22 protein-coding genes are annotated in these 24,170 nt (G+C 73.1%); 7 read left to right on the top strand and 15 right to left on the bottom strand.

Features of this window, described 5'->3' with window-relative positions; translation table 11 throughout:
• Positions 1-192 precede the first annotated feature (192 nt).
• Together ACWEPX_RS09340 and ACWEPX_RS09335 are read left to right on the top strand one after the other, a co-directional pair.
• A complete protein-coding gene (locus ACWEPX_RS09340; RefSeq protein ID WP_451896619.1) occupies positions 193-546 on the top strand; it encodes a hypothetical protein in 354 nt (117 codons plus the stop codon).
• A gap of 88 nt (positions 547-634) precedes the next feature.
• Positions 635-1,075: an enediyne antibiotic chromoprotein gene (locus ACWEPX_RS09335; RefSeq protein ID WP_451896618.1), complete on the top strand. Its 441-nt coding sequence runs from the start codon at positions 635-637 to the stop codon at positions 1,073-1,075.
• 260 nt (positions 1,076-1,335) lie between these two features.
• Here the strand turns inward: ACWEPX_RS09335 and ACWEPX_RS09330 are convergent, their stop codons facing one another.
• From ACWEPX_RS09330 to ACWEPX_RS09320, 3 genes are read right to left on the bottom strand one after another with little or no spacing between them, the layout of a single operon-like run.
• The gene (locus tag ACWEPX_RS09330; RefSeq protein ID WP_451896617.1) at positions 1,336-1,881 is read right to left on the bottom strand and encodes a flavin reductase family protein; all 546 of its coding nucleotides are present in this window, start codon (positions 1,879-1,881) and stop codon (positions 1,336-1,338) included.
• Position 1,882: 1 nt separating this feature from the next.
• A complete protein-coding gene (locus ACWEPX_RS09325; RefSeq protein WP_451896616.1) occupies positions 1,883-2,341 on the bottom strand; it encodes an acyl-CoA thioesterase in 459 nt (152 codons plus the stop codon).
• A 10-nt stretch (positions 2,342-2,351) separates the two neighbouring features.
• Entirely contained in the window at positions 2,352-3,272 is a 921-nt protein-coding gene (locus ACWEPX_RS09320) for a hypothetical protein (protein ID WP_451896615.1), read from the bottom strand.
• A 225-nt stretch (positions 3,273-3,497) separates the two neighbouring features.
• Here ACWEPX_RS09320 and ACWEPX_RS09315 point away from each other — a divergent pair, with 225 nt between their 5' ends.
• Entirely contained in the window at positions 3,498-4,292 is a 795-nt protein-coding gene (locus ACWEPX_RS09315; RefSeq protein ID WP_451896614.1) for a TIGR03084 family metal-binding protein, read from the top strand.
• A gap of 61 nt (positions 4,293-4,353) precedes the next feature.
• Here the strand turns inward: ACWEPX_RS09315 and ACWEPX_RS09310 are convergent, their stop codons facing one another.
• From ACWEPX_RS09310 to ACWEPX_RS09290, 5 genes are all read right to left on the bottom strand, one after another.
• Positions 4,354-4,827 (bottom strand): SRPBCC family protein, encoded by a 474-nt coding sequence (locus tag ACWEPX_RS09310; protein WP_451896613.1) that lies wholly within the window; start codon positions 4,825-4,827, stop codon positions 4,354-4,356.
• Entirely contained in the window at positions 4,824-5,180 is a 357-nt protein-coding gene (locus ACWEPX_RS09305; protein WP_451896612.1) for a metalloregulator ArsR/SmtB family transcription factor, read from the bottom strand. The genes ACWEPX_RS09310 and ACWEPX_RS09305 overlap by 4 nt, the downstream gene beginning before the upstream one ends.
• Before the next feature lie 96 nt (positions 5,181-5,276).
• A complete protein-coding gene (locus tag ACWEPX_RS09300; RefSeq protein WP_451896611.1) occupies positions 5,277-6,509 on the bottom strand; it encodes an acyl-CoA dehydrogenase family protein in 1,233 nt (410 codons plus the stop codon).
• Between the two features lie 136 nt (positions 6,510-6,645).
• Complete coding sequence (locus ACWEPX_RS09295; RefSeq protein WP_451896610.1) at positions 6,646-8,070, bottom strand: extracellular solute-binding protein; 1,425 nt, start codon at positions 8,068-8,070, stop codon at positions 6,646-6,648.
• Positions 8,071-8,267: 197 nt separating this feature from the next.
• Entirely contained in the window at positions 8,268-9,422 is a 1,155-nt protein-coding gene (locus ACWEPX_RS09290) for an epoxide hydrolase family protein (RefSeq protein WP_451896609.1), read from the bottom strand.
• 190 nt (positions 9,423-9,612) lie between these two features.
• Between ACWEPX_RS09290 and cmdF the strand changes: the two genes are divergently transcribed.
• The 4 genes from cmdF (at position 9,613) to ACWEPX_RS09270 (ending at position 14,666) form a co-directional block, all read left to right on the top strand.
• Complete coding sequence (gene cmdF / locus ACWEPX_RS09285; protein ID WP_451896608.1) at positions 9,613-11,217, top strand: tyrosine 2,3-aminomutase; 1,605 nt, start codon at positions 9,613-9,615, stop codon at positions 11,215-11,217.
• Positions 11,218-11,243: 26 nt separating this feature from the next.
• A complete protein-coding gene (locus tag ACWEPX_RS09280; RefSeq protein ID WP_451896607.1) occupies positions 11,244-12,611 on the top strand; it encodes a condensation domain-containing protein in 1,368 nt (455 codons plus the stop codon).
• A 190-nt stretch (positions 12,612-12,801) separates the two neighbouring features.
• Positions 12,802-14,385 (top strand): 4-hydroxyphenylacetate 3-hydroxylase family protein, encoded by a 1,584-nt coding sequence (locus ACWEPX_RS09275; RefSeq protein WP_451896606.1) that lies wholly within the window; start codon positions 12,802-12,804, stop codon positions 14,383-14,385.
• A 20-nt stretch (positions 14,386-14,405) separates the two neighbouring features.
• Entirely contained in the window at positions 14,406-14,666 is a 261-nt protein-coding gene (locus ACWEPX_RS09270; protein WP_451896605.1) for a phosphopantetheine-binding protein, read from the top strand.
• Between the two features lie 120 nt (positions 14,667-14,786).
• Here the strand turns inward: ACWEPX_RS09270 and ACWEPX_RS09265 are convergent, their stop codons facing one another.
• From ACWEPX_RS09265 to ACWEPX_RS09235, 7 genes are all read right to left on the bottom strand, one after another.
• Positions 14,787-16,334 (bottom strand): benzoate-CoA ligase family protein, encoded by a 1,548-nt coding sequence (locus ACWEPX_RS09265; protein WP_451896604.1) that lies wholly within the window; start codon positions 16,332-16,334, stop codon positions 14,787-14,789.
• 1 nt (position 16,335) lies between these two features.
• Positions 16,336-16,542, bottom strand: a complete 207-nt coding sequence (locus tag ACWEPX_RS09260) for a DUF6052 family protein (protein WP_451896603.1) — start codon at positions 16,540-16,542, stop codon at positions 16,336-16,338.
• Positions 16,529-17,827, bottom strand: a complete 1,299-nt coding sequence (locus ACWEPX_RS09255; RefSeq protein WP_451896602.1) for a phenylacetate--CoA ligase family protein — start codon at positions 17,825-17,827, stop codon at positions 16,529-16,531. The genes ACWEPX_RS09260 and ACWEPX_RS09255 overlap by 14 nt, the downstream gene beginning before the upstream one ends.
• Entirely contained in the window at positions 17,824-19,578 is a 1,755-nt protein-coding gene (locus tag ACWEPX_RS09250) for an FAD-dependent monooxygenase (protein WP_451896601.1), read from the bottom strand. Before ACWEPX_RS09250 ends, ACWEPX_RS09255 begins: the two co-directional genes overlap by 4 nt.
• Positions 19,578-20,384 (bottom strand): tryptophan synthase subunit alpha, encoded by an 807-nt coding sequence (locus ACWEPX_RS09245; RefSeq protein ID WP_451896600.1) that lies wholly within the window; start codon positions 20,382-20,384, stop codon positions 19,578-19,580. The genes ACWEPX_RS09250 and ACWEPX_RS09245 overlap by 1 nt, the downstream gene beginning before the upstream one ends.
• Positions 20,366-21,079, bottom strand: coding sequence for an indole-3-glycerol-phosphate synthase (locus ACWEPX_RS09240; protein WP_451896599.1), 714 nt, complete (start codon positions 21,077-21,079; stop codon positions 20,366-20,368). The genes ACWEPX_RS09245 and ACWEPX_RS09240 overlap by 19 nt, the downstream gene beginning before the upstream one ends.
• Before the next feature lie 64 nt (positions 21,080-21,143).
• Entirely contained in the window at positions 21,144-24,164 is a 3,021-nt protein-coding gene (locus ACWEPX_RS09235; protein WP_451896598.1) for an AMP-binding protein, read from the bottom strand.
• Positions 24,165-24,170: the final 6 nt, after the last annotated feature.

Genomic DNA, 24,170 nt, shown 5'->3' with positions numbered 1-24,170 from the left:
GACATTTCCCCACCGGCGGCGGTGCGGGAGCCGCACGTCCCGATCGAGCGCGATCGGCGACCGGCTCCCGCACCGCCGCCGTTTCCATGCCCGCCCGCCCACTTCTCCCATGCCCGGCCCGTCCACTCTTTCACGCCCACCCGTCCACTCCTTTCGTGCCCATTCCACATGTCACACAATGGCGTCGGCGCAATGGAGGAGAAGACGCAGGCGCCCACCGGATGGCATTGTGGGAAGACGCCCTGTCTCGCGCACGAGACGACTGGGGGGCGCAATCCGCATGGTGAGGAGCGCCAGGGTGCATTCCCGACGACCGCACGCCTTCCTGCTGGCCGAGGCCGTTCGCCCGCCGCGATTACGCGGCTGACCGCCTGCGGCGACCCGCCGCGCGAAATCGCCCACGAAATGCGCCAGAACACCCCGGCGCACGTTTTCGTGCGCATTCGCACGGCATTGCTGATTCCCATTAGTGAACGACCAGGAACGAGAGAGGTGGATCACATGAAAATCTCTGGTCCCACCCGTGATTTTCTGTACTATTGGTAGTGGGTGAATGACACACAGTCCACCCGGACGGGATACCGGACACCGGTTCTCCCCGAAATCAAGAATCCCCAACCACGAGGAGCGAGATATGCGCGTTGCGAACAAGGCCAAGAACGCCGCCCGCTTCGGCGCCGCCGCGGGCCTGGCCCTCGGCCTGGCGGTGGCCTTCCAGCCGATGGCGAGCGCGGCCCCGGCCGCGGCGGGGCTGAACGTCACCCCGGCCACCGGCCTCTCCCACGGGGACACCGTGTCGGTGTCGGTCACCGGCTTCACGCCGAACACCACGGTGTTCATCGGCCAGTGCGCGGCGGTCGGCGGCGACGCGGCCTGCCCCGCGGGCGACCCGCTGCAGGTGACCACCAACGCCAGCGGCGCGGCCACGGCCACCCTCGCGGTGAAGAAGACCTTCGACGCCTTCCGGCTCGACGGCACCCCGGTGGGCGTGGTCGACTGCGCCACGGCCGTCTGCGCGGTCGCGGCCAGCGAGGCGAGCGGCAACGGCCTGAGCGTCACGCTGTCGTTCAAGTAGTGGACGCACCGAAGGTGGTCCTTGTCCGTCGGACCCGGACAAGGGCCACCTCCGGCCCCCCACTGTACGCCTAGCCCCCGCCCCGCGGGCAGATGTCGCGGTTGCCCAGTGCGCCCGCCGTCCGGAGATTCCGCCGGACGGCGGGTTTGGCATGCCCGCGATCGGCCGCCCTGATCAGCCCTTTCGCCGCAGCTCCGGCACGCAGACGACTCCGCCCGCGATCCGTCGGGGGATCGCGGGCGGAGCGGCCGGGTCGGCGGCTATGCGCTGTGCGGGGACGGCAGGCCCTGGTGGAAGCCGCCGCCGAAGAACAGCAGCGCGTCGCCGCCGCGCCGGGCGGCGTCGAGGACCGTGCCGAGGAAGATGGAGTGGTCGCCGCCGTGGTAGACCTCGGCCAGCTCGCACTCCAGCCAGGCCAGGGAGCCCTTGAGCAGCGGCGAGCCGGTGCGGCGGCCCGGGAACCACTCCACCCTGGCGAACTGGGCGATGCCGCGCGGGCGGTCGCGGCTGGCGAAGTAGCGGGCGATGTGCTCCTGGTCGGCGCTGAGCACGTTCACCCCGAAGTGGCGGGTGCGCAGGATCGACTCGTGCATGTGCGCGGTGCGCGCCACGCAGCACAGCACCATCGGCGGGTCGAGGGAGACCGAGCTGAAGGCGTTGGCCGTCATCCCGTTGCAGTGCTCTCCCCCGGCGGTCAGCACGGTGATGCCGGTGGCGAAGTGGGACATCACGTCGCGCAGCTCCGCAGGCGACGGCGCGGGGGGTTGGGTCGGGGACGGCACGGGCGCGAGGTGGCGATCGGCCATGTCAGCCTCCAGTCCGCTGGCCTACGAGGTTTCGGGAGTACGGCGCGAGCGCCGCCTTCAGCTCGGCGGGCACCCGCGCGGGGACGGTGGCGTTGTTGGGCCCGCGCATGCACGCGATCCGCTGCCGCCCCTTGGCGATCAGGGTCTCCTGCCCGTCCGGGCCGAGCCGGACGAAGTCGAAGCCGAACTCGATCTGGGTCTGGGTCAGCTCCTCCAGCCGCATCCGGATCGACAGGTCGTGGAAGGCGGTGATCTCGGAGAAGAACTCGCAGTCGGCCTTCAGCGTGAACAGCTTCAGGTCGTCGTGCATGATCTCGGCGAGCACGCCGGGCGCCTTCTCGGTGAGGAACCGCTCGCGGCAGTGGCCCTGCCACCTCAGGTAGTTGACGTAGTAGACGTTGCCGACGAAGTTCGTCTCCTCGAACCCGACGGTGTGGCGGATCTCGAAGTACCCGGCCATGGCGTGCCCATCACTCCTCTCCCGACAGGACGGCGAAGACCACCGGTGCGGCGAGGTCGGCGGTGGTGGTCACCCAGGTGGCGATCCGGGAGTCCCCGGCGGACAGCACGACCCGGCCCGCAGGCCCGACCCGGTCCACGGTGAGCGCCTGCGTCACCGAGCCGGTCTTGCGCAGGCACTCCAGCGCCCCCCAGACCCGGGTGCCCGCCGCCGCGGCGGACTCCCCCGCCTCGGCGGCGATCAGGTCGCGCACGGGCAGCTGGGGCCGCCCGAGCAGGCCAGCCCAGCTGTGGGCGTCGCGCTCGACGGCGGTCTCCACGTCGCAGCCGAGCCGACCGGGCCCGGCGACGACCAGCGTCACGCCCGCGCCGTGCGATGCCGACACCGCGGCGCCGTCCAGCTCGGGCTTGCCGTCGGGGCGGTGGCGGACGCGCACGGGCCTGCCCAGCGCGCGGCTGGCGGCGAGGTCGGTCTGGGCGCGCCGGTCGCCGACCGGCGGGTCCGGCTCGACGGCGACCGCGATGCGGCGGCCGAGGGCCTTCTCCACCTCGCGCTCCAGGTGGCTGCCGAGCAGCACGGGGTGCCACGCGGCGACCTCCCGGGGGACGGCGCGCACGGTCGGCGCGCACCGGGCGACCGGGGCGCCTGCGGGGTCGAGGACGTCGACGTCGAAGGTGTGCTCGTCGCCGTCCTGGGACCGCTCGCGGACCTCGACGACGTACTCGGCGGGCGCGCCGCCGGGCAGCGGGCCGCGGGGACGCAGGTCCGCGCCCGGCAGGCAGCAGCCGATGGCGCGCAGCACGGCGTCGGGCAGGGCGGCGCGCACCCGCGCCACGGTGTGCCTGGCGCCCGCCCGGTGGCAGGCCAGGGCCGCGTCGACGGGGGCAGGCGGCAGCGCGAGCGGCGCGGCGCTGACCCGATCACTGCTCACGACTCACCGCCCCGGCCCCCGTGCACGTCGATGGTTACGGATCAAGCATGGGTCACACCAGGCCGGTGCCCCACTCCCACCGTGCGGGAATGGCCTTGTGCGGCAAGCAACTCCGAGCCTGCCCGCACTGGTGGAGACGACAGGCCCGGGGGCGCGGGGGCATCGTGGAACCGCGCCCTGTCCGGTGTAGCGACGGGTGGCGGACAGTCGAGGGAGGACAGCCGCGTGACCGAGCAGCGAGACGTCTTTTCCGATCTGACGGCCGAGGCCGAGGTGCTCGACGGCCTCCTGGCGGGCCTGGACGAGGCCGGGTGGGAGCGGCCCACGCCCGCTCCCGGGTGGACGGTCGGCCACCAGGTCGCCCACCTGTCGTTCATCTTCCGGCTGGCGGGCCTGGCCGCCACCGACGCGGCGACCTTCGCCGCGGTCACCGCGCCCGCGGCCAAGGACTTCGAGGGCGCGGTCAACGCCGCGCTGGCCGACTACCTGCCGGGGCCGTCGTCGGTGCTGTTCAGCCGGTGGCAGGACGAGCGCGACACCGCCATCAAGGCGCTGGCCGCGGTGCCGGGCAACCAGGTCGTGCCGTGGCTGGTCCGGCCGCTGCCGCCCGCCGTGCTGGCGTGCGCGGGCTTCATGGAGCTGTTCGGGCACGGCCAGGACATCGCCGACGCGCTCGGCGTGCGCCGCCCGGCGACCGACCGCCTGGCGCACCTGTGCTGGTTCGCCACCGCGGTGTGGGACTTCGGCTACCAGTCGCGCGGGCTGCCCACCCCGGACGTGCAGTTCCGCTGGGAGATCACCGCCCCGTCCGGCGAGCTGTGGACGTTCGGCCCCGAGGACGCCGAGCAGCGCATCACCGGCCCCGCCGAGGACTTCTGCCTCCTGGTCACCCGCCGCCGCCACCGCGACGACCTCGCCATGACCGCCGTCGGCCCCGACGCCGACCAGTGGCTGTCCATCGCCCAGGCCTACCGCGGCCCGGCAGGACCCGGCCGCACCCCGGGCCAGTTCGCCCGCTGACGCGCCAACTCGCATCCCCGCCCCGGTTACTAGGGGCGGGGCTGCTGCGTTTGCGAGAGGGCTAGCGCAGGGCCTCGAAGTGCGGCTTCAGCGCCGGGTAGTAGTCGTCGAAGGACGGCCGGGGCGTGCCGTCACGGGCGGCGACGAGCAGGTCCAGGTAGTACTCCCAGCCGGGTCCGACCTCGCCGACGGAGCCGACGTCCTCCAGGTGGTGCACCAGCGTCAGCTCGGTCACCCCGCCCGCCTCGGCCAGCAGCACCTCCAGGCGCCAGTCGCCCGCCTCGTCGCTCATCGACAGCGCGAGCCTGCGGGGTGGCTCGCACGCCTCGATCCGGGCCGCGCACCACGGCGCGCCGTCCTCGAAACCGAGCTGGACCTCGATCGTGCCGCCTGCCCGGGCCTCGCCCGTCCAGGCGCCGAACCAGCGCGCGGTCCGCTCGGGCTCGGTGACGCTGGCCCACACGTCCTCGGCCGGGGCGCGGAAGCTGCGGGTGAGCAGCAGGTCGGTGCCGTGCAGCCTGCCGGTGGGGGTCATGCCGTGCTCTCCTCGGGGACGCTCGGGCAGGCGCGCCGGTCCCGGCGCGCGCGGTGGACCTCGGTCGCCAGCGCGTCGAGCCGCCGCTGCCAGGCAGGCGCCGCGCCGAAGCGGGCGATCCAGGCCGCGAGGTCGGCCAGGGGCGCGGGGTCGAGTGCGTAGACGCGCCGCCTGCCGACGGCGGCGTCGCGCACCAGCCCGCTCTCCCTGAGCACCCGCAGGTGCCGCGACACCGCGGGCCTGCTGATCGCGAAGCGCGCGGCGATCGCGCCCGCGGGCAGCGGGCCGTCCCGCAGCATCTCCAGGATGTCGCGGCGCACGGGGTCGGCGATCGCGCCTGCCACCAGGTCCACGCCCGGAAGCGTAACCTAGTGGTTACGCCTCACCAAGCCCGGGCACGGCGAAGGCCCGGCGCCGGGGAGCGCCGGGCCTTCCGTCGGCGACCGGTGTCAGTGGTCGTCGGTGATGCCGAAGCGGGCCTTGGCCAGTTCGCGGTTGGCCATGGTGGTGAGGACGACGGAGACGCCCGCGTGGCTCTGGAGCATCGACAGGTCGCGCCAGACCCGCTCGATGCGCTGGCCGCGGTTGACCGAACTGGAGCCCGCGGTGGGGAACAGGTGCTGCTCGACGGCCGTCCAGCTCAGCCGGACGACCTCGCGGCACATGGTGGCCAGGCGCCACTCGTGCTCGGGGGTGAAGGCCGACGGGCCCTGGGCGCAGAGGTCCTGCCACCGGGCGATGGTGCCCTCGATGGCCGCCTCGGCCGCCGCCAGCTTGCCGGTGGCCTCGCCGTACCAGCGCTGGAAGTCGGGGTCCTCGGCGCGGCCCATGATGGGCGGGTACGAGGTGGTGCGGGTGCGCATCAGGTGCTCGTACTCGTCCAGCGCGCCGTGGGCGATGCCGACGGCCAGGCAGGCCGCCTCCAGCATCATGAAGCTGAGCTGGCCGCCCGCGTACTGCGGGTTGATGTGCAGGCGCCTGCCCGGGCTGTCGTCGTGGACCTTGACGTGGCTCATGTGGCCCTGGATCACGTAGTGGTCCGGGATGTGCGCGTTCTCGATCACGATGCTGTGCGAGCCGCTGCCCTTCAGGCCCAGCTGCTGGCCCCAGTCGTCGAGGCGGCGCCACTGCGAGCGCGGGGCGATGAACAGCATCGGCTCCGGCTCCTGGCCCTCCTCGTGGGCGACCAGCGTGTGCCCGATGAAGTGGGTGGCGTACGGCGCGCCCGAGCAGTAGCCCCAGCGGCCGCTGATGACCCAGCCGCCGTCGGGGTGGCGCTCGGCGGTGCCGCTGGGCATGACCGTCGCGGGGGCGATGAAGTCGCCCACGGCGAAGATCTCCTCCTGGGTCCGCTCCTCGAACACCGTCGCGGCGAAGACCGAGTGCACCGCGCCGAGGCAGAACATCCACCCCGTCGACGGGCAGCCGCGGGCCAGCGTGCGCACCACCTTGAAGAAGGTGTCCACACCGAACTCGTAGCCGCCGTAGCGGCGCGGCACGAGGATGCGGTAGAACCCGGCGTCCCGGAACGCCTCGTGCACGTCCTGGGCGTAGTAGGTGCGCTCCTCGACCTCGGACTGCCGCTCGACCAGCGTCGCGGCGATCGCCTCGGCGCGCGCGACCACCTCGTGCGGGGTCAGGTCGGGCTCGGGCGGCAGCGGGAATCCGTTGGGGGGAACCATCGCCGTAACTGTCATCGCTGCGCGGTCCTTTTCTTCCAAGGGCATCTGGTGCGGGACGGACCAGGCCGGCAGCGGGCTGCGCCGGACCCGGAAACGGCGCCGGGGCCGCCCGCGGCGGGCGGCCCCGGCGCCGGGCTCACTCCTGGATGCCGACGATCTTCTCGACATCCTTGGCCGAGTACGGCTCGACGTCGGTGTAGTACTCGACGCGGTGGCTGCTGTTGGGGATGCGGTCGGGGGTGCGCGGCTCGCCGGAGAGGACGTAGGCGTTGTAGTCGTCCAGCAGGCGCTGCGCGTCCGCGGTGGCCTTGGTGAAGCGGGCCAGCGGGTCCGCGCCGCGGGCGAGCACGTCGCCGACGGCGTGGGTCATGATGTCCTGCGCGCCGACGAAGTCGCCGAAGAACGCGCCCTCGGACACCGGCACGCCCGGCTTGCCCACGCCGCGGGGGAACTTGCTGACGTGGTCGTAGGCCAGCCGGTGGTACGGGTAGCGCTCGAACCAGCCCTCGTCCTCCAGCAGCTGGTAGGACGCCTGGGTCATCGGCACGAAGCTGTGCGCCTTGTGCCGCTCGGCGGCGATGCGCGGGTTGTGCAGCCACATCAGCAGCGCCAGCGCGCCGTCCTGGGTCTGCTGGTCGAGGTTGGCGGCCAGCCAGATCGAGGTGCCCGCGACGGCGTTGCCCACGTAGGGGGTGTGGCTGTCGTAGGGGAAGATGCCGACTTCCAGCTCGAAGCCGCCCAGCTCCGCGGCCTTGGCCATGAAGTTGACGTCGTTGGACGAGGAGATCCGCATGCCGACCTGCGCGTCGGCGAAGGGCTGCAGGGTGCCAGCCCAGTCCGGGATCTTGTCGGTGTGCAGGTAGTGGCCGTCGCGGTGCAGCTGGCGCCACCACTCCACCCAGTTCAGCATCTCGTCGGAGTGCAGGTTGACCGTGGTGGCCCGGCCGGTGCGGCCGTTGTGGTTGTCGCAGAGCAGCCCGCCCTGGATCGCCAGCGCCTGCTGGAAGAACGTGCCGTGGTTGGACCAGGTGATCGGGTGGGCGGGCCCGTCGGTGAGCGCGCGCAGCGTCTTGCACGCGGTCACCACGTCGTCCCAGGTCTCCGGCAGCTCGTCCAGCCCCGCCTTGCGCATGATGTCGCGGTTGGCGAACAGCAGGCTGGTGGTGCCCACCGAGGGCAGCGAGGTGAGGTCGCCCTGGTAGGTGTAGTAGTCGCGGAAGGCCGGGAGCAGGTCGTCGATCACCACCGGCTCGCCGAGGATCTCGGTGCGGCCCGCGACGGCCTTCTCCACCGAGGTGAACAGCAAGCTGCCGTCGGGCGCGAGCATGTCGCGGGCGACGGGGCTGGCGTAGAAGTAGTACTCGGCCAGGGCGGGCGTCTCGCCCCTGGCGACCTTCTCGGCCACGACCTGCGGGTAGGTCCAGAAGTCCAGACCCTGCACCCGCACCTCGTATTCCGGGTGCGCCGCCTCGAAGTCCCGGCCCTGCTGGTGCCAGCGGTCCATCCAGCCCGCGAAGCCGAGGTTGGGCACCCAGACGTCGAGGACGATCCTGCTCTTCATTCGGTCTCCTCCTACCGCGGCCTGCGCACGGCTCTGCTCGCCTACCGGAACCGATGGTTCCGCTCCCACCGGGGTGGCCGCATCTCCCCGGTTGCTTGCCGGTGGTGCAGGCAGGAATACGTTGCTATGGAAGGGTTTTCAGCAGCAGGCCCCGCCGACCGCAGCGGGTCGGCGGGGCCTGGGCGGGCGCGCCCGCGCTAGCCGAGCTTGCGGACGAACGCGCGGATGTCCTCGACCAGCAGGCCGGGCTCCTCCATGGCGGCGAAGTGGCCGCCGCGCTCGTGCTCGGTCCAGTGCACGATGGTCGGGATGTCGCGGTCGGCCAGCCTGCGCAGCGGCAGGAACAGGTCGTGCGGGAACACCGCGACGCCGACCGGGACCGACTGCGGCGGCGGGATCGCGCCCGCCACCGCGGCGCGCACGGCCTCGGCGCCCTCGTAGTAGAAGTGCGCGGAGGTGCCCGCGGTCGCGGTGAACCAGTACAGGGACACCAGCGCCAGGATGCGGTCGCGGTCGAAGGCGTCCTCGGGCACCTTCGCCGACGGGTTGCTCCACTCCTGGAACTTCTCCACGATCCACGCCAGCTGGCCGACCGGGGAGTCGGTCAGGCCGTAGCCGAGGGTCTGCGGGCGGGTCTGCTGGATCTTCATGTAGCCGGACTGGTCGACGTCGAAGCGGCCGAGCTGGGCCAGCCGCGCCTGGTCGGTCTCGCTGAGGTCGGCCAGCTCGGCCGGGTCGCCCGACGGGAAGGTCATCAGCATGTTGACGTGCACGCCCTGCACGTGGCCCGGGTCCATCAGGCCCAGCACCAGGGAGATCACCGAGCCCGCGTCGCCGCCCTGGGCGACGTAGCGGTCGTAGCCCAGCTGGGCCATCAGCTGCGCCCACGCGGCGGCGATGCGCGGAACGTCCCAGCCGGTGTGGCGCAGGGTGGAGAAGCCGTAGCCCGGGATGGAGGGGATGACCAGGTGGAAGGCGTCGGCCGGGTCGCCGCCGTGGGACCGCGGGTCGGTCAGCGGGCCGATGATGTCGGCGAACTCCAGGAAGCCGCCCGGCCAGCCGTGCGAGAGCAGCAGCGGGGTGGCGTCGGGCTCGGGGGACTTGATGTGCAGGAAGTGGATGTCCTCGCCGTCGATCTCGGTGGTGAACTGCGGGTAGCGGTTGAACTCCGCCTCGACCGCGCGCCAGTCGAAGGAGGTCCGCCAGTACTCGGCCAGCTCCTTGAGGTAGTCCAGCGGCACCCCCCGCTCCCAACCGAAGCCGGATAACTCGGCGGGCCACCGCGTGGCCGCCAGGCGCCGGTTGAGGTCGTCGATCTGCTCCTGCGGGATGTTGATGCGGAACGGTTGCATGGGGGGTCCTCCGGATGCCGACGGGCGGTGCACGCTCCTTCTCGGGCGATCCTCACCGCAGCCGGGAACCCCGCACAACTCCAGCCGTGCGCGCTGGCGGCACGGCCAGAGATGCCGGTCCGCGGCGGCGGCGGGCACCATTGCTGCGGGGCTTTGCCTTAGATTCCGGACACCGCGACGGGGTGAAGACGTGACATTGCTTGATAACGAGGCATCCGTTGACTTCGACGGCGAGAAGCTGGAGATCGAAAGCGTCCGACGGGTGGCCGAGGACGGCGCGCCGGTCACGCTCCAGCCGACCACTTTGGACCGCGCGGCGAGCAGCCGGAAGCAGTTCGAGGACACCATCATGCAGGGCATCCCGGTCTACGGGGTGACGACCGGCTACGGCGAGATGATCTACATGCTCGTCGGGACGTCCAAAGAGGTCGAACTGCAGACCAACCTCGTGCGCAGCCACAGCGCCGGCGTCGGCCCGCTGTTCAACGAGGTCGAGGCCCGCGCGATCCTCGCCGCCCGGCTCAACGCCCTGGCCAAGGGCTACTCCGCGGTCCGCCCCGAGCTGCTGGAGCGCATCGCCCTCTACCTGAACCTGGGGATCACCCCGGCCATCCCGGAGATCGGCTCGCTGGGCGCCAGCGGCGACCTCGGCCCGCTGGCCCACATCGCCTCCACGCTGATCGGCGAGGGCTACGTGCTCAAGGACGGCAGGCGCACCCCCACCGCCGAGGTGCTGCGCGAGCACGGCATCGAGCCGCTGCAGCTGCGGTTCAAGGAGGGCCTGTCGCTGATCAACGGCACCTCCGCGATGACCGGCCTGGGCAGCCTGGTGCTCACCCGGGCCATCGACCAGGTCCGCCAGGCCGAGATCGTCACCGCGCTGGTGGTGGAGACCCTGCTGGGCTCGACCAGCCCGTTCCAGGCCGAGGGCCACGACATCGCCCGCCCGCACCAGGGCCAGATCGACAACGCGGCCAACCTGCGCGCGCTGCTGTCCGGCTCGCGCCTGGCCGTCGAGCACGCCGACCTGCGCAAGCAGGCCAGCGAGCAGGCCAAGGGCGGCGACGTCTCGCGCACCGACGTGTGGATCCAGAAGGCCTACACCCTGCGCGCCATCCCGCAGGTCGTCGGCGCCGTCCGCGACACGCTCTACCACGCCGAGCGGACCGTGCACACCGAGCTGAACTCCTCCAACGACAACCCGCTGTTCTTCGCGGGCAAGGAGGTCTTCCACGGGGCCAACTTCCACGGCCAGCCGGTGGCGTTCGTCATGGACTACACCACCATCGCCATGACCCAGCTGGGCGTGTTCTCCGAGCGGCGCACCAACCGGCTGCTCAACCGCTACCTGTCCGGCCTGCCCGAGTTCCTGGTCGCCTCCGGCGAGCCGGGCCTCAACAGCGGCTTCGCGGGCGCGCAGTACCCGGCCACCGCGCTGGTCGCCGAGAACCGGACGATCGGCCCGGCCAGCACGCAGAGCGTGCCGTCCAACGGCGACAACCAGGACGTGGTCAGCATGGGCCTGATCGCCGCCCGCAACGCCCGCCGGGTGCTGGCGAACAACAACTACATCCTGGCCGTGGAGTTCCTCGCCGCCGCGCAGGCGGTCGACGTCTCCGGCCGGTACGAGGGGCTGAGCCCGGCGGGCAAGGCCACCTACGAGGCCGTGCGCGCGCTGGTGCCCACCCTGGAGCGGGACCGGTACATGGCCGACGACATCGAGCTCATCGCCGCGGCCCTGTCCCGCGGGGAGTTCCTGCACGCCGCCCGCCAGGCGGGCGTCGAGCTGCGCTGACCAGCCGAACCGCGAAAGGCACACCCATGACCGACACGACCCCCTCGGCGTCGACCCCCCAGCGCTACCCGGTCTCGTTCGCGCAGCAGTTCCTGTGCCTGTTCGAGTCGCCCGACCCCGACAGCGGGCCCTTCGGCCCCAAGCACAACATCACCTGGGGCTGGCGGGTGCGCGGGTCGGTCGACTCCGCCACCCTGCGGGCCGCCCTGGCCGACGTGGTGGCCCGCCACGAGGTGCTGCGGACCCGGATCGAGCGCGACGGCGACGAGCTCTACCAGGCCGTCGTCCCGCCGTGCCCGGCCGAGCTGATCGAGGTCGACCTCTCCGGCACCCCCGCCGCCGAGCGGGACCGCCGGGCCGAGGAGCTGATCATCGAGCTGGAGGGCGGCTCGTACGGCATCGAGCCGCTGCCGCTGCTGCGGGCGGTCATCGGCCGGTTCGACGACGAGGACTCGGCGCTGGTGCTCATCGCCCACCACGCGGCGGTCGACGGCTGGTCGCTGCAGGTCATGGTCACCGACCTGGTGACCGCGTACGCCACGCGGCGCGGTCACCAGGTGCCCGAGCGGCCCGAGCCCGCGCAGTACCGCGAGTTCGCGCTCTGGCAGCGCGAGGAGCTCGACACCGTCCTGCCGGAGAAGTCGATCGCCTACTGGCGGGAGAAGCTGGCGGGCGCGCAGGTCACCACCGCGACGATGGACTTCCCGCGCTCGGCTGGCAAGCCGGTCAACACCGCGGTGCTGCGCTACGCCATCGACCCGCAGGTGGCCGCGGGCGTGGCGGCGCTGGCCAAGGAGAGCAAGAGCTCGCCGTTCATGGTGCTGCTGGCTGCCTACAACGTGCTGCTGGCCCAGCGCACCGGCGCGACCGACCTGGTGGCGCTGACGATCGGGTCCAACCGCAAGCAGGCCCGGTTCCAGAACACCGTCGGCAACTTCACCAACTTCATCCCGCTGCGCACCGACGTCGCGGGCGCCACCACCTTCCGCGACGTGCTCGACCGCACCCGGAAGACCTGCATCGAGGCGTACTCGAAGGAGATCCCCTTCCTGGCGCTGCTCGGCGAGGCGCCCACGCTCATGGCCCCGGCCGCCAGCGACGACCAGGCGCTGATCGCGTTCCAGCCGATGCAGCTGCCCTTCGCCCTGCACGGCGACGTCATCGGCGACCTGGAGCTGCGCGACATCCCGCGGCGGCTGTCGCAGGAGGTGGCCACGGAGATCCCCGACGGCGCCCTGTGGCAGCTCGACATCGCCCCCACCGGGGAGATCAACGCCTACCTCGGCTACAACACCCACAAGTTCACCGAGGTCACGATGCGCGCGATGGCCGACGAGTTCGACCAGGTCCTCAAGAGCGCCGTCCTCGACCCCACCGCGCCGCTGGGGCTCTGACCCCCGACGCGACCGATGGGCGCACCCGGGCCGCGGGTGCGCCCATCGGGGCGCGGCGGCGGCCCTGCGGTGCGCATGCGCGAAGAGCCGTCGGCGGCTTTCCCGCTGCGACAATGGAAACCCGCGATCCGCGGCACGTGCAAGGCGGGTCCCAGCGAGTCCCCAGCGAGTACCACCGAGAGGAAGTCCGATGGCCGAACGGGAGCAGGTTCCGGGGGGCGCTGCCGACCAGCCGCGGCAGACCCGCCCGCTGACCGGTGCGGAGTACCTGGAGAGCCTGCGCGACGACCGGGAGATCTACCTCTACGGCGAGCGGGTCAAGGACGTCACCGCGCACCCGGCGTTCCACAACCCCGCCCGGATGGTCGCGCGGATGTACGACGCCCTGCACGCGCCGGACACCAAGGACGTGCTGACCTGCCCGACCGACACCGGCAGCGACGGCTACACCCACCGGTTCTTCACCACCCCGCACAGCGCCGACGACCTCGTCGCCCACCAGAAGGCGATCGCGGCCTGGTCGCGGATGAGCTACGGCTGGATGGGCCGCACCCCCGACTACAAGGCGTCCTTCCTCGGCACGCTCGGCGCGAACGCGGAGTTCTACGCCCCCTACGAGGACAACGCCCGGCGCTGGTACCGGGAGTCGCAGGAGAAGGTCCTCTACTGGAACCACGCGATCGTGCACCCGCCGGTGGACCGCAACCGCCCGCCGGACGAGGTCGAGGACGTCTTCGTCCACGTGGAGAAGGAGACCGACGCCGGGCTCGTGGTCAGCGGCGCCAAGGTGGTCGCCACCGGGTCGGCGCTGACGCACTACAACTTCGTCGCACACTACGGCGTGCCGGTCAAGAAGCGCGAGTTCGCCCTGGTGGCGACCGTGCCGATGGACGCGCCCGGGGTGAAGCTGATCTGCCGCACCTCCTACACCGCCTCCGCCGCGCTGATGGGCAGCCCGTTCGACTACCCGCTGTCGTCGCGGATGGACGAGAACGACACGATCTTCGTGCTGGACAAGGTGCTCATCCCGTGGGAGAACGTGTTCATCTACGGCGACCTGGGCAAGGTCCAGATGTTCACCGGCCGCTCGGGCTTCCCGCAGCGGTTCACCTTCCACGGCTGCACGCGGCTGGCGGTCAAGCTGGAGTTCCTGGCCGGGCTGCTGGCCAAGGCGCTGGAGATCACCGGCGTCGACGAGTTCCGCGGCGTGCAGACCCGGCTGGGCGAGGTGCTGGCCTGGCGCAACCTGTTCTGGGCGCTGTCGGACGCCGCCGCCCGCAACCCGGTGGAGTGGGTCAACGGCGCGGTGCTGCCGAACCCGGCCTACGGCATGGCCTACCGGTGGTTCATGCAGAGCGGCTACTCCCGCATCAAGGAGATCGTCCAGCAGGACATCGCCAGCGGGCTGATCTACCTCAACTCCAGCGCCGAGGACTTCGCCAACCCGGCCATCCGCCCCTACCTCGACCGCTTCCTGCGCGGGTCCAAGGGGACCACGGCGGTGCAGCGGGTGAAGCTGATGAAGCTGCTCTGGGACGCCGTCGGCAGCGAGTTCGGCGGGCGCCACGAGCTCTACGAGCGCAACTACGCGGGCAACCACGAGGCCGTGCGCACCGAGCTGCTGTACTCCCAGATCGCCAGCGGCGAGATCGACGGCTACAAGGCGTTCGTCGACCAGTGCCTCGACGAGTACGACCTGGACGGCTGGACCGTGCCGGACCTGTCCTCATTCGACCACCTGCGCGACGGCCGCAACGGCCTGATCAACGGCTGACCCACCCGCGGAGGAGACCCATGACCACCACCCCCGACCTGTCCGAGATCCAGCGGCAGGCCGCCGAGATCTGGCGCGACGTGCTGGGCGCGCGCCCCGGCCAGGACGACGCCACGTTCTTCGAGCTGTCCGGGCAGTCCATCGCCGCGGTCCGCATCACCGCCCGGGTCGAGGACGAGCTGGGCATCACCATCGACGTCGGCGACCTGTTCGAGGACCCGGACCTGCCCGGGTTCGTCGCGCTCGTGGTGGCCCAGGCCCAGACCCGCAAGACCGCGTGATCCCCCCGAGCCCGCCGCGCCGGTCCCCACCGGGCGGCGGGCTCGGCGGCGTCCGCGCCCCCCGCACGCGAAAGCGGGCCGGCTCCCGAGGAGGGGGAGCCGGCCCGCGGGGGCGCCGGGTCAGGTCAGCGAGCGCAGCACCTTGCGGTCGACCTTGCCCGACGGGGTCTCCGGCAGCGCGTCGACGAAGCGGAAGTCCCGGGGGTACTTGTGCGGCGACAGCCGCGAGCGCACGTAGGAGCGCAGCTCGTCGGCGGTGACCGGCTCGCCCGCCACGACGAAGGCCCGCGTGCTGGTCAGGCCGTCCTCGGTGGTGTAGCCGACCACCGCGCAGGCGACCACGGCCGGGTGGGTCGCCAGGCAGTCCTCGATCTCGGTCGGCGCGATGTAGATGCCGCTGACCTTGAGCAGGTCGTCGGCGCGGCCGCGGTAGTAGAAGTAGCCCTCGGCGTCGCGGCTGAACAGGTCGCTGGAGCGCAGCGTGTGCGGGGCGGGGAAGGTCGCCGCGGTCTTCTCCGGCGCCCGCCAGTAGCCGATCGCCACCGGCTCGCCCCTCACCTGCAGGAGGCCGACCTCGCCGTCGGGCAGCGGGTTGCCGTCGTCGTCCACCACCGCGGCGTCGTAGTGCGGCACGACCGTGCCGAGGCTGCCCATCCGCACCTGGCCGGGCCGGTTGCAGATGAACACGTGGTAGGCCTCCGACGAGCCCATGCAGTCGAGCACCTCGACGCCGAAGGTGTCCTGCCAGCGCCGGTGCAGCTCGGGCGGGAGGTGCTCGCCGGCCGACAGGCACATCCGCACCGAGCTGAGGTCGGCCTTGGCCGCCTCCGGGTGCGCCAGCATCGACTTCATCATCGTCGGCACATTCACCAGCACGGTCGGCCGGTGCTCGGCGACGAGCTCGAAGAGGCGCTCGGGCGTGCTGCGCTCCGGGTACAGCACGCCGGAGGCGCCCACGCCCATCGGGTAGAGCGCCACCAGGTCGCGGGCGTAGCCGAAGAACAGCTTGGGCACCGGCAGGATGATGTCGTCGGGCTGCAGGTCCAGCGCGCCCCTGGCGTACCACAGGTGGCTCAGCCAGGGGCTCCTGGCGACGTGCCTGCACGCCTTGGGCTTGCCGGTGCTGCCCGTGGTCAGCTTCCACATGACCTCGTCGTCGGCGCTCATCGGCGTGGCGATGAGGTCGGTGGGCTGGGCGGCGAGCAGGGTGTCGAAGTCGTGCTCGCCCGCGGGCAGCCCGGCCACGCCCGCGACGACCATCCCGCGCACGCCCGCGCCCCGCAGGGCCGCCACCGCGGCGCCGTCGGTGACCACGATGGACGGTTCGAGGTACTCGACGTAGTAGCGGTAGTCGTCGGCGGTCAGGAAGTTGTAGACCTCGACGGTGATGGCGCCGATGCGCTGCGCGGCGTACCAGGTGGCCACGTACGGCACGCCGTCGCTCATGGCGATGAGCACCCGGTCGCCCTTGCGCACACCCAGGCCGCGCAGCGCGTTGCCCATCCGGTTGACCAGCTCGCGCAGCTCGCCGTAGCTGGTGGGGCCCGCCGCGGTGCGCAGCGCCGTGCGTCCGGCCGGGACCGGGTCGAGGAAGCGCCGCGCCAGGTTGTAGTCCGGTTCCTCGCCCAGCCGGGAGAAATCGATCTCCGCGGCGGTGGTGACCGACACCTCAGGCACCTCCCCCGTCCCGCCACCGGGCGGTGTAGAGCTCGAAGTCCAGGGCCTGCCCGTCCAGCGCCGTGTGCACCTCGGCGACCGCGGCCCGCGCCGCCGCCCGCACGCCGGGCACGCCGCAGGTCGCCGCCAGCTCGTGCAGCGCGGCATACGCCTCGCGCAGCCGCTGCTCCTCGTGCGCGGTCAGCTCACCGCTCGTCATGGAATCGCACCGCCTTCGCCTCGAATCGGGGGAGCACACCGGGGTCCACCAGCTCCACGATCGGCTGCAGCCCGATCGTGCGCTTGATCTCCGCGCCGACCCGCTCGGGCAGGCCCTCGCGCACGGCCTCCGGGCGCGGCTCGACCCGCAGCACCATCACGTCCAGGCCGCGGTCGGCGCGCAGCACCGTCTGGAACTCCGCGACCTCGGGGAAGCCGCGGACGACGTCCTCGACCATCACCGGGGTGACCGAGATGCCGCGGATCTTGCGCATGTCGTCGGCCCGGCCGATGATGCCGCCGTCGTAGTAGTCCCAGGTCCGCCCGCACGAGCACTCGTGCCACGGCCGCTTGACGACGATGTCCTCGGTCCAGTACCGGAAGACCTGGAAGCCCTCGCGGCCGAGGCCGGTCATCACCCGCACGCCGCGCTCGCCGTAGCCGACCGGCTCGCGCGTCTCCGGGTGCAGCACCTCCTCGATCACGCTGGGCTCGATGATGTGGCCAGCGCCGGGCTTGGCCGGGCACTCGAACATGAAGACGGTGGCCAGCTCGGTCATGCCCGCCACGTCGTAGACCTCGGCGCCGAAGCCCTCGCGGATGGCCTTGACGGTGGCGGGCGGGCGCGGCTCGGCGCCGGTGATCACGATCTTCAGGTTGCCCTCGACCGCCAGGTCGATGCCCATGTCCTTGGCCGTCTCCAGCAGGCGCAGGGCGTAGGTGGGGGTGCAGCCGATGACCTCGATCTGGTAGTCGACCAGCAGCCGCACGCGCGCCGCGGAGTCCATCGAGCCGGTGGGCAGCACGGTGCAGCCCATGCGCATCATGGCGTCCTGCATGCCCCAGAACCCGATGAACAGGCCGTAGCCGAAGGCCACGCAGCCGCGGTGGTGCGGGCGCACGCCCACGGCGTGCAGCATCGTGCACCACATGTCGACCGCCCACGTCCAGTCGCGCACGGTGTCGAAGGTGCGCAGCGGGACGTTGCCGCTGGTGCCGCTGGTCTGGTGGAAGCGGATGCCGAAGGCCGGGTCGATCGAGGGCAGCAGGCCGAACGGCGGCTCGACCTGCTCGGCGGCGACCAGGTCCTTCTTGTGCACCAGCGGCACGCGCCGGAAGTAGTCCTCCAGGGACGTGATGTCCTCGGGGATGCGGTCGGCCCAGAACTTGGAGTTGCGCGCCTGGGCGAGCGCGGCGCGTAACTTGCGCCACTGCCACGCGGCCAACTCCTCCCTGGGCATGGTCTCGGTTCGCGGGTTCCAGTAGGGCTGATCCGGGTAGCTCATCGCGCCTCCCCTTCGGACGACTCGAAACGCAGCACGCACAGGTCCGCCCGGCCCGCGGCGACCGCGGTGTCGGCGGCGTCGAGCGTGCGCAGGCCGTCGTCGGCGATGACGGCCAAGCCGGTCTCGTTGCGGACCGCGTCGGCGACCTGGACCACCTGCCCGGGCCGCGACGGCGGGTCCTCGGCGGCCGGGCCGAGCAGCACCACGTCGAGCCCGGCGCCGGCCAGCACGCGGGCCAGCTCGACGGCGGTGTCGGCGGCGGCGTCGCAGCCCGCGGCCAGGCCCAGCGCGGCGCCGACCGGCCGGTCGGCGGGCCAGTGGGCGCGCAGCCGGGCCAGGTCGGCGGTGGGCGGGTCGGCCAGCAGGTCGGCGACCGGGCGCGCGGTGAGGTCGAGCAGGGCCAGCTGGTGGTCGGCCTGCGCGGCCGCCAGCGCCGCCTCCAGGCCGTCCGCGCCGACCAGCGCGGCCGCGGCCTGCCCGGCCCCGGCGGGCGCGCCGAGCACCAGGCCCGCGCCCGCGGTCGGGACGGTGGTGACGATCCGGTTGGCCAGCCGCAGCCCGCCGATCGAGGTGGGGGCGAAGACCGGCGAGGGCGCGATGTCCACCGGCTGCCCGGTGGCCCGGCTGTGGAACCAGGCGTTGAACCGGCGGATGAAGTCCGGGTCGCGCTTGGCGATGTCGGCGAAGGTGATCCGCCAGGACCGGGCGACCAGCTGGTAGGCGAACTGGATCGGCTCGAAGTCCAGGTAGCGGCGCACGGTGTCGAAGTAGCGCTCGGAGAGCAGGGCAGCGTCCTGGAACTGCTCGACCCGCTGGCGGCGGACCTTCTCGTAGGTGGCCAGCGCGTCGGGGATGTCGGTCGGCTGGGCGCGCAGCTGGTCGGCCAGCGCGATGGCGTCCTCGATGGCCAGGCGGGTGCCCGAGCCGATGGACCAGTGCGCGGTGTGCGCGGCGTCGCCGATGAGCACCACGTCGTCGGTGTGCCAGCTGTCGCAGCGCAGGTGCCGGAAGCGGGTCCAGCCGGGGCCGCGGCGCTGGATGGGCTTGCCGTCGAAGTGGTCGGCGAAGACCCGCTCGCAGAAGCGCAGCGACTCGTCGACGTCCATCCCGGCCAGCCCGCTGCGCTGCCAGGTGTCCTCGGAGACGTAGATGATCAGCGAGCTCCACGACTGGCCGGAGGGGTAGACGTAGCCCTGGAACAGGCCCCACTCGGTCTCGACGAAGATGTAGGCGAAGGTGGGCTGGGCGACCTCGATGCCGAACCAGCCGTACCAGAACTCGCCGTGCTCCACGCGCGGCCCGAACTGCTCAGCGTGGGCGGCGCGCACGACCGAGTTGAGCCCGTCGGCGCCCACGACGAGGTCGGCGTCGGCGTGCTCGGCGAGGTCGGTGACCTGGTGGCCGTAATGGATCTGGACGCCGAGCTCGACCGCGCGCTCGCGCAGCACCGACAGTAGCCGGTCGCGGCCGATGCCGTGGAAGCGGTTGCCCTCCACCAGGTACCGCGAGTCGCGGCAGCGGATCTCGACCTCGGTCCAGCTCATGCCCGCGCGCTCGATCCCCTCGAACACGCCCCGGTCGACCTTGGACAGCTGGTCCAGCGAGCCCTCCGGGAAGACCACCGCCCAGCCCGCGCTGTCGTCGGGTTCGTTGCGCTCGTACAGCCGCACGTCGTCGACGAAGCCATCGCGGCGCAGCAGGCCGGCCAGGAACAGCCCCGCCGGGCCGCCGCCGATGATGTCAACGCGCATTACCAACTCCTCGCTTGTGAGCTCGGCGAAAACACGGTGGCCGCCTTCCAGCGCCGCACGGCGGCCCTGGTCCACGCCACCCGGGCGGGCGGGTCGGTCGCGGCCAGGCCGCGCTGGAGCTCGGTGCCGATCACCACCCCCGCCGCGTGCGGGGCGACCGCGCGGATGTCGGCCGCGCCGCGGATGCCGAACCCGGCCAGGAACGGCTTGGTCGCGGCAGCCGCCGCGGCGGCGGCGAACCCGCCCACCCGGTCGGGGTCGAGGCGGGCGCCGGTCCGCTCGGCCAGCGCCTGGTAGGTGCAGTGCCGGGCGGCGGCCTCCAGCGCGCGCCGCCGGGCCGGGTCGGTGGCGGGGCCGACCAGCGGGATCGCGCTCAATCCGGCGTCGGCTGCCTGGTGGGGGCTGAGCGGGCCGTCCGGGTCGGTCAGCACCAGGCCGTCCACTTCGGACTCAGCAGCCAGGTCGAGCACGCGGTCCGCGCCGATGTCGGCGACGGTCTGCGGGTAGAGCAGCGCCAGCAGGGGCGTGCCCGGCAGCGCGGCGCGCAGCGCGCGCACCTGCTCCCAGGCGCGCTCGGGCGGGCAGCCGCGGGCCCGGTCGAACGAGGCGGCCATGTCGGCGCCGCGGGGACGGGTCCGCGGCGTCGGGATGCCGAACTCGATCGCGTCCGCCCCGGCGGCCACCGCCGCCGCGGCGTGCTGGGCGAAGTCCGCCAGCGGGTCGCCGATGGTCAGGTAGACGACGAGCAGGCGCGCGCCCTGGTCCGATAATCGCTCCCCGAGCCGGTCTACCGGAAGCACAGCCACGCTCCGTCCCGCAGTTCGCGCACCAGCGCGGCCGGGTCGTCGCTCTGCGCCAGCGCGGTGCCGACCAGCACGCCCTCCGCGCCCGCCGCCGCCGCGCGCACCACGTCGTCGGCGGTGAAGAAGGCGCTCTCGGACAGGACGTAGACCTCCGGCGGCACGAACGGCATCAGGGTCTCGGTGATCCGCACCGTGCCCGGGTCCAGCTCCAGGGCGACGATGTCGCGGTTGTTCACCGCGATGGCGACGGGATCGAGGGCGAGCGCGGTGTCGAGGTGCTCGCGGGTGTGCACGCCGAGCAGGACCTCAAGGCCCACCCGCTCGGCGTGGTCGTAGAGGCGTTCGAGCTGGCCGGGGGCGGTGGTGTTGACCGACAGCTGCACGGCGGTGAACCCCGCGGCGACGGACTCGTCGAGCTGGCGCGGGGTGCAGAAGAACTCCTTGCGCATCACCGGCAGCCCGGTGCGGTCGCGGATGCGGGCGGCCAGGCTGGCGCGGCCGGAGAAGTACACCGGGTCGGTCGGCACGGTCATGGCGGCCACGCCGCCTGCGACGAGAGCGTCGAGATAGGAGTCGAGGCGGTCGAGGTCGATGAGCTTGCCGTCGCGCGGCGACTTCACCTTGACGTCGGCCAGCACCGCGGGCTGCCGGCTGCGGCGCGCGGCCTCGAAGACCGCGTACAGGCTACGGTGGCTCATCGTTCTCCTCGCGCCCTCGGCGATATGCGATCCTCACCCCGCGGCCACCCGTCCGGCATCTTCCTCAGTGCGGCGTGCGCCTGCGGTCCGCCCGCGCGATCCCCGCCTCGACGCGGGCGGCGAGGCCCGCGACGGTCGGGTCGGTGAGGAACTCCGGGACCGCCACCGGCACGCCGAACTGGCTGCGCACGGCGTGCAGGAGCACCGGGACGAGCAGCGAGTGGCCGCCCGCGGCGAAGAAGGTGTCCTCGGCGTGGCCCGGCCGCACGCCCAGCTCGGCCCAGATCGCGGCCAGGTCCTGCTCGACCCAGCTCTCGGCCGCGCGCCCGGCGTCCCCGCCCGGCACGCCGGGGTCGGGCAGGCCGCGGCGGTCGATCTTGCCGCCGGTGTTGCGGGGCAGCCCGAGCAGCGTGCGGAAGGTGACCGGCGGCATCGCCTTGCCGAACCGCTCGCGCAGCGCGGCCCGCCACTGCGCGGCCGCGCCGGTGGCCGTCCCATCCGGACCGCGGGCCGGGACGACGTAGGCCACCAGCCGGGTGACCACGCCTGCGCCGTCGGCGACGGCCACCACCGCGCACTCGGCGACCGACCCGTGCCCGGCCAGGGCGGACTCGATATCGCCCAGCTCCAGCCGGATGCCGTTGAACTTGACCTGGGTGTCCTTGCGGCCGCGGAACTCCAGCGCGCCGTCGAAGCGCCGCCTGCCGAGGTCGCCGGTGCGGTAGCCGGCCGCGGTGAACGGCGCGCGGTCGTCGGAGCCGAGGTAGCCGGGGGTGGTGAACGGGCTGCGCACCACGATGTCGCCGGTGACGCCCGCCGGGCACGGCCGGTCCTGGGCGTCGAGCACGAGCACCTGCCTGCCCGGGATGGACCGCCCGACCGGGGTGACGCCGCGGCCGACCGGGCCGACCTCGTGCCAGGTGGCCAGGACCAGCTCGGTCGGCCCGTACAGGTTGACCAGCCGGGTGCCGGGCAGCGCGGCGCGCAGGCCGTCGGCCAGCTCGCCGGGCAGCGCCTCGCCCGCGAGCAGCAGGTGGGACAGGTCCAGCCGCGCGCCCGCGGTGACCACCCGCAGGACCTCCCTGGCGAAGCTGGGCACGGTCTGGAAGTGGGTGATCCCCTCATCGGCCAGCCACGCGGTGATCTTCTCCGGGTTGGCGCGGATGCGGTCGGGGACCGGGCACAGCGTCGCGCCCGCGACCAGGGCGGCGAACGCCTCGCAGAGGGCGGCGTCGTAGCCGGGCGCGGCCCACTGGGCGACCCGCGCGCCGGGGCCGATGCCGAACTCGCCTGCGAACCAGGTGGCGAACTGGGCCAGCGTGGCGTGGGTCTGCGGGATCCCCTTGGGCCTGCCGGTCGAGCCGGAGGTGAAGGCGATGTAGGCGCGGTCGCCGGGGCTCGGGGCCGCGGCCCGCGCCTGCTGCTCGGGCAGGTCGGCGAGGTCGACCACCTGGCCGTCCAGTTCCTCGGCGTACCAGCGGGCCAGCGCGTCCGGCCCGGCCGCGCCGTCGACGACCAGGCGGGCGGGGCGGGTGTCGGCCAGCAGCGCCCGGCCCCGCTCCCCCATCTCGTCGGCGCCGAGGCAGACCAGGTGCGCGCCCGCGTCCAGCACGCCGAGGACCGCGGCGATCTGGCGCGGCCCGGCGGCCATCCGCACGGCGACTGGCTGCCCCTGCGCCCCCGCGAGCGCGGCAGCGACCCGGCCCGCCTCGGCGACCAGCTCGGCGTAGGTGCCGCCTGAGGACAGGGCGGGCGCGTCCGGGGTCGCGCGCGCGATCCGGTGGACGAGGGTGTTGACCGCGTCCGGGCCCGCGGGGCCGTCGGCGATCCGGTCGGCGGCCCGCGCGGCGACCTCGAGTTGCACCTCGGTCTCCAGCGGCAGGGCGGCGACCGGCGCGTCGGGGTCGGCCAGCGCGGCGGTGAGCAGGGTGTGCAGCTGGTCGAGCAGCAGCCGGACGGAGGAGGGCTCGAACACGTCGGCGCGGTACTCCAGCACGCCCGCGCCACCGGACTCGGCCACCGACAGCGCAAGGGTGGCCCGGGCCGCTCGCGGGTCGACCGGCTGCTCCGCCACCTCGACCCCCGGCAGCCGGGGCGCGACCGCGGGCGGCGCGATGCCGAAGAGCACGTCGCCGAAGGGCACGCGGTGCGCCTCCCGGTCCACGCCGAGCCCGCGCACCAGCTCCTCGAACGGCAGCGCCGCATGCGACAGCGCCCCGTCGACGGCCGCCTCCACGCGCGCCACCAGCTCCTGGAAGGTGGGCGCGCCGGTGAAGTCGACGCAGGGCACCACCAGGTTCTCGAACAGCCCGACCGCGCTTGCGAACTCGGGCGGGCGGACCGACGCGGCCATGCCCACGGCGATGCGGTCGCCGCCGCCGTAGCGGTGCAGCAGCGCGTGGAACGCGGCGAGCACGGTGGTGGGCGGGACCTCCAGCCCCCAGTCGAAGCGCACGACGCCCGCCGGGGCCCAGGGGACCGGCGGGCGCACGTGGTCGACCGGCAGGTCGGGCGCGGCGGGCGGCGGCGACAGCTCGGCGCGCCACCAGTCCAGCAGCCCGCGCTGGTCGCGGATGCGCTCCTCCAGCGCGAAGTCGGTGTACTTCGGCGCCTCGCCGGAGACGCCCGCCAGCTCGGCGGCGACGATCCCCAGGGACTCCTCGTCGCACACCAGCCGGTGCGCGACGAGGGCGACCACGTGGTCGTCCGCGCCGACCTTGGCCACCGCCAGGCGGGCCAGCGGCGCGGCCGCGGGCGGCAGCGGCGCGGCGGCCAGCTCGGCGCAGAAGGCCGCCGCCGCGGCGTCGCCCCCGCCGAGGTCGACGCAGGACCACGCCTCCTCGGCCGGCTCGACGGCGACCAGCAGCTCCGGCCTGCCCGCCCGGTCGACCACCGCGCACCGCAGGCTCTCGTGCCGGGCGAGCACCGACCGCCAGGCCGCGCGCAGGCCCGCGACGTCGAGGGGGCCGCTGACCCGCCACGCCCGGCACAGGGTGTGCGCCGGCGAGTCGGGCGCCAGCTCGGTCAGGTACCAGAGCCCGTCCTGCCCCGGCGATGTGACGGCGAACCGCGCGTCGGATCCCATCTTCGG

This window comes from Actinokineospora sp. NPDC004072, assembly GCF_053604195.1.
This window is presented reverse-complemented; position numbering and strand designations above follow the sequence as displayed.

Coding starts and splice junctions, on each gene's coding strand:
- ACWEPX_RS09340 (WP_451896619.1), top strand. CDS start 193: ATGGAGGAGAAGACGCAGGCGCCCACCGGATGGCATTGTGGGAAGACG.
- ACWEPX_RS09335 (WP_451896618.1), top strand. CDS start 635: ATGCGCGTTGCGAACAAGGCCAAGAACGCCGCCCGCTTCGGCGCCGCC.
- ACWEPX_RS09330 (WP_451896617.1), bottom strand. CDS start 1,881: ATGGCCGATCGCCACCTCGCGCCCGTGCCGTCCCCGACCCAACCCCCC.
- ACWEPX_RS09325 (WP_451896616.1), bottom strand. CDS start 2,341: ATGGCCGGGTACTTCGAGATCCGCCACACCGTCGGGTTCGAGGAGACG.
- ACWEPX_RS09310 (WP_451896613.1), bottom strand. CDS start 4,827: ATGACCCCCACCGGCAGGCTGCACGGCACCGACCTGCTGCTCACCCGC.
- ACWEPX_RS09300 (WP_451896611.1), bottom strand. CDS start 6,509: ATGGTTCCCCCCAACGGATTCCCGCTGCCGCCCGAGCCCGACCTGACC.
- ACWEPX_RS09295 (WP_451896610.1), bottom strand. CDS start 8,070: ATGAAGAGCAGGATCGTCCTCGACGTCTGGGTGCCCAACCTCGGCTTC.
- ACWEPX_RS09290 (WP_451896609.1), bottom strand. CDS start 9,422: ATGCAACCGTTCCGCATCAACATCCCGCAGGAGCAGATCGACGACCTC.
- ACWEPX_RS09280 (WP_451896607.1), top strand. CDS start 11,244: ATGACCGACACGACCCCCTCGGCGTCGACCCCCCAGCGCTACCCGGTC.
- ACWEPX_RS09275 (WP_451896606.1), top strand. CDS start 12,802: ATGGCCGAACGGGAGCAGGTTCCGGGGGGCGCTGCCGACCAGCCGCGG.
- ACWEPX_RS09270 (WP_451896605.1), top strand. CDS start 14,406: ATGACCACCACCCCCGACCTGTCCGAGATCCAGCGGCAGGCCGCCGAG.
- ACWEPX_RS09260 (WP_451896603.1), bottom strand. CDS start 16,542: ATGACGAGCGGTGAGCTGACCGCGCACGAGGAGCAGCGGCTGCGCGAG.
- ACWEPX_RS09255 (WP_451896602.1), bottom strand. CDS start 17,827: ATGAGCTACCCGGATCAGCCCTACTGGAACCCGCGAACCGAGACCATG.
- ACWEPX_RS09250 (WP_451896601.1), bottom strand. CDS start 19,578: ATGCGCGTTGACATCATCGGCGGCGGCCCGGCGGGGCTGTTCCTGGCC.
- ACWEPX_RS09240 (WP_451896599.1), bottom strand. CDS start 21,079: ATGAGCCACCGTAGCCTGTACGCGGTCTTCGAGGCCGCGCGCCGCAGC.
- ACWEPX_RS09235 (WP_451896598.1), bottom strand. CDS start 24,164: ATGGGATCCGACGCGCGGTTCGCCGTCACATCGCCGGGGCAGGACGGG.